This window comes from Paenisporosarcina quisquiliarum, from assembly GCF_043641925.1.
Lineage (GTDB): Bacteria > Bacillota > Bacilli > Bacillales_A > Planococcaceae > Paenisporosarcina > Paenisporosarcina quisquiliarum_A.
This window is the reverse complement of the sequence record NZ_JBHZRU010000038.1, coordinates 1-1,626: the sequence shown is the minus strand read 5'-3', so window position 1 is coordinate 1,626 and position 1,626 is coordinate 1. Positions and strand designations below refer to the sequence as shown.

1 protein-coding gene is annotated in these 1,626 nt (G+C 37.5%); it reads left to right on the top strand.

The window, feature by feature from the left end; all coding sequences use genetic code 11:
• The first annotated feature begins 252 nt into the window (after positions 1–252).
• Complete coding sequence (locus tag ACHUE4_RS16575) at positions 253–1,488, top strand: IS110 family RNA-guided transposase (RefSeq protein ID WP_394192066.1); 1,236 nt, start codon at positions 253–255, stop codon at positions 1,486–1,488.
• The last annotated feature ends 138 nt before the right edge of the window (positions 1,489–1,626 follow it).

The window sequence follows — 1,626 nt, the reverse complement described above, 5'->3', positions numbered from 1 at the left end:
CGTTCGTATTATAAGGTCAGCCAGATTTTTCTGGTTGACCATTTTTTATATCGATATATGATAGCGGTAGCCGGGGTAGAACGTAAGCACCCGTGGGGCTAGTGATCCCGTCAACTAAACAGTTCGCCCCCTACTTGTAGAAACATGATTGAGGCTGGTTGGGACTCTGATCTCGTATAACAAGCGAAGCTATGATACTACATGGAGGAATAGGGGTTACCGGTTAATTGTAAAACAAGGAGGAAAATAATGATGAATCCAGTTATTGGTCTGGATGTCGCAAAAGGTGAAAGTCAGGTTCAAGCATTCTTGGATAAAAAGCAACCGTACAAAAAGAGCTTTAAAGTAGCACATACACTTGAAGGGCTGACATCTCTTTTAGAGTTTATTAGAGAAATAGAAGAGGTTTCTGGAGAAAGGCCCCCAATTGTTTTGGAATCTACCGGCCATTATCATGTACCAGTTGTTCAATTTTTCGAAGACAGAGGATATTTATTAATCATGGTTAATCCCCTCGTTTCGTATCGAGCAAAGAGCTCAAGTTTACGTAAAGTAAAGACTGATATTATAGACGCTCGTCATCTCTGCGAGATGTTTTATAAAGAGGACCTAGAGCCTTATAAACAAAGAGGAATCCAACTCTTAAATCTACGTAACCTTACCAGACAGCATGAAAATATTACAGGAATGTACGTACAAACTAAACTACAATTCCAATCCGTTTTAGATCAAGTATTTCCTGAATACTGTGGGGTTTTTGGAGACTTGTATTCAGACGTTTCATTACTAACACTAGAAGCATTCCCTACTTCAGAAGAAGTTTTGGCAACTAGTGAAGAAACAATCGCAATCAAAATAAAAGAATTATGTAAAAGCCGTTCGCAGAAATGGGCAAACAGTCAGTCCGAAAAATTGAAGGCTTCCGCAGGTCGTAACCCATTTCAGAAAACCTTATACAATAGCCTTACCTTAAGCATGAATATGTATATAAATATGCTTCTTGAATACAAAAAACATCTATCCAACCTTGAAGATGAAATAGATGCTTTAGCGAAAAGTATTGAAGAATATAAGATTCTCCAATCAATCCCCGGTATCGGCGAGAAAATCGCGGCAACGATTATTTCTGAAATCGGGGAAATTGATCGGTTTAATCACCCTAAAAAACTAGTGGCATTTGCAGGAATTGATCCAAGTGTTTTTGAATCTGGTACATTCAAAGGCACTTTGAATCGGATTACCAAAAGAGGTTCCAGTAGACTACGACACGCCTTATATATGGCCGTTAAATGTGCCATACGTGATTGTCGCAAGAAAAAAACGACAGATGAACTCATTCCTCGAAATAAGAGGTTACGAGAGTTTTATGATAAGAAACGCGAAGAAGGAAAGCCATTTAAAGTAGCTGTGATAGCATGTGCAAATAAACTCTTACAGTGGATTTATGCACTTTTAAAAAGTAAAACAGATTTCCAAGATCTGGCCTAGTTCAAAAATATAACCAAAGAGCCTAAACCTTTCCAAACAAAGAGATTTGAAAGGTTATTTGGCATGCACAAATAAGTATAGCATGAACTATTTTTAGTTTTCATTAATAAATATTGACAAACTATTGGCTGGTTTAGT

What these genes read in the sequence shown, in the direction of transcription:
- ACHUE4_RS16575 (WP_394192066.1), top strand. Translation starts at nt 253, where the DNA reads ATGAATCCAGTTATTGGTCTGGATGTCGCAAAAGGTGAAAGTCAGGTT.